The sequence below is a fragment of the Limnofasciculus baicalensis BBK-W-15 genome (genome assembly GCF_024178385.1).
Taxonomy (GTDB): Bacteria; Cyanobacteriota; Cyanobacteriia; order Cyanobacteriales; family Coleofasciculaceae; genus Limnofasciculus; species Limnofasciculus baicalensis.
The window spans coordinates 1-2,140 of sequence record NZ_JAMZMM010000621.1 but is presented as its reverse complement, the minus strand read 5'-3'; the positions used below and the strand labels follow the sequence as shown (position 1 = coordinate 2,140).

2 protein-coding genes are annotated in these 2,140 nt (G+C 39.4%); one reads left to right on the top strand and one right to left on the bottom strand.

Going from position 1 to position 2,140, the window contains the following annotated elements:
- Window positions 1-929, top strand: a 929-nt coding sequence (locus tag NJ959_RS28855) for an ArsA family ATPase (RefSeq protein ID WP_254015201.1), incomplete at its 5' end; no start/stop codon positions are given.
- 285 nt (window positions 930-1,214) lie between these two features.
- Here NJ959_RS28855 and NJ959_RS28850 read toward each other — a convergent pair.
- Window positions 1,215-2,024 carry a sulfotransferase domain-containing protein gene (locus NJ959_RS28850; RefSeq protein ID WP_254015200.1) on the bottom strand — a complete coding sequence of 270 codons (810 nt, stop codon included), beginning with the start codon at window positions 2,022-2,024 and terminating at the stop codon, window positions 1,215-1,217.
- Window positions 2,025-2,140: the final 116 nt, after the last annotated feature.

Genomic DNA, 2,140 nt, shown 5'->3' with positions numbered 1-2,140 from the left:
ATATTACTCAGGTATTGCAAGCGCGGGGATTGGATGGGGTACAGGCGGAGGAATTGGCAATTTTGCCGGGGATGGATGAAATTTTTGGTTTGGTGCGGATGAAGCGCCACTATGATGAGGGGGAGTACGATGTTTTGATTATTGATTCTGCTCCTACGGGTACTGCTCTGCGATTATTGAGTTTACCTGAAGTTAGTGGTTGGTATATGCGTCGCTTTTACAAACCACTACAAAAAATGTCTGTGGCACTTCGCCCTTTGGTTGAGCCTTTCTTTAAACCGATTGCGGGATTTTCTCTGCCAGATAATGAGGTGATGGATGCTCCTTATGAGTTTTATGAGCAAATTGAAGCACTGGAAAAAGTATTGACAGATAATACCCAAACTTCGGTGCGATTAGTTACTAATCCGGAAAAGATGGTGATTAAGGAGTCTTTACGCGCTCATGCTTATTTGAGTTTGTATAATGTCGCCACGGATTTGGTAATTGCTAATCGGATTATTCCCGAGGAAGTTACAGATCCATTTTTCAAGCGCTGGAAGGAGAATCAGGAGCAATACCGCCAGGAAATTCACGATAATTTTAGTCCGCTTCCTGTGAAAGAAGTGCCACTATTTTCTGAGGAAATGTGCGGATTAGCTGCTTTGGACAGATTAAAGGATACATTGTATTCTGGAGAAGATCCCGCTCAAGTTTACTATCATGAAAATACGATTCGGGTGGTGCAAGATAAGAATGAGTACAGTTTGGAATTGTACTTGCCCGGTATACCGAAAGATAACATTCAGCTTAGTAAAACGGGTGATGAATTGAATGTACGAATTGGTAATCATCGCCGTAATTTGGTATTACCACAAGCTTTGGCGGCACTAAAAACCGCAGGGGCAAAGATGGAGGATGATTATCTGAAGATTAGGTTTACGGCGTAATACTGATGTAATCATCAGCTTTTTAACTTCTTCAGGGGAGTGCCCACCCTACATTCAACGCTTTATTGACAATGGTGCAAGATCTGAGTTAAAACCGACTATTAATCTGGATTTAAGTCAGTTTTAACTGACTTAAGCTATTAGACAGTGGCTGATAGCCACTGGCGGTTTTGGCAAGTAGTGCAAAATCTGAGTAATATCTGTTCGTAGTAAGCACTTTAGTGCTTGTAACTATAGTAGTTTCAGGCACTGAAGTGCCTACTACAAACTATTTTGACTAACCTCTTAGTCTACAACTTGACAATATTGAGATAAGGTAGCACAACACTGTGCAAATGACTGTAATCCCTGGGCAATTAATTCTGATGAAATAGCAGTTTCTGAAGTTTTATTTTTCCTGATAATTCTACCTGATTTGATATTTTCTGAATAATCCCCTATTCCTCTTGTTCCCGTCATACTCAATACTTGATACTCTTCTGAGAATGGTTGCTTTACTTCTAGGAAGTCTTGCATCACTTTAAAGACAGATTGAGTATTGTCCAAAATTTGCTCGTGGGTGATAAATAGACTGCGTTTCTTGTTATCGATTAATTTGGCATATTTTTCTAGGGTTGCTAAACGAGTTGAATAGTACTCAATGGCTTGATTCTCGTTCCAATGTGGTTTTAGTGTTAGAATACTGGCTAAGGCTCTTTTAGGTTCCCGAATCAGAAAAATAGCACGTACTTCTTCTGAGAATAGTATTGTTTCGTCAAGTAATTTCTTGTCATGGAGTAGTTTGTCCAGAACATATTTATGATCCATTCTCAATTGACGAGTATTTTGATAAACTCTAAGGAGGAGAGTCTTTAAATCTTGGTTTGAATCATATTCGACATGGGTTTCGCCAAAGCCGATAATTTCTGGATTTGTTATTAATAAATGGCTAAGTAATGAAGAGCCAGAGCGCATGTGGCTTAGGATAAATAAAATTTGATAGGGATTCCCCCTCAAGGCGATAGTATAGGGATTTTGTGGTGTAGTAATCCGAAAATTGTAGTAGTCATTAACGAGTTGATTTTTATAGTCTCTGAGTGATTGAATTAGTTTCATAGAGGTGTCTGTAGGAGATAAGTTCAGAAGTTTAGGAGAAAAGTAGGGTTTAGGGTGTAAGGTGTAGAGAAAAATCCTAAATTCGTCCCCATTCCCCACTCTTCACTCCCCACTCC

Excerpts from the sequence above, each read along its gene's own strand:
- NJ959_RS28850 (WP_254015200.1), bottom strand. The coding sequence starts at position 2,024 with ATGAAACTAATTCAATCACTCAGAGACTATAAAAATCAACTCGTTAAT.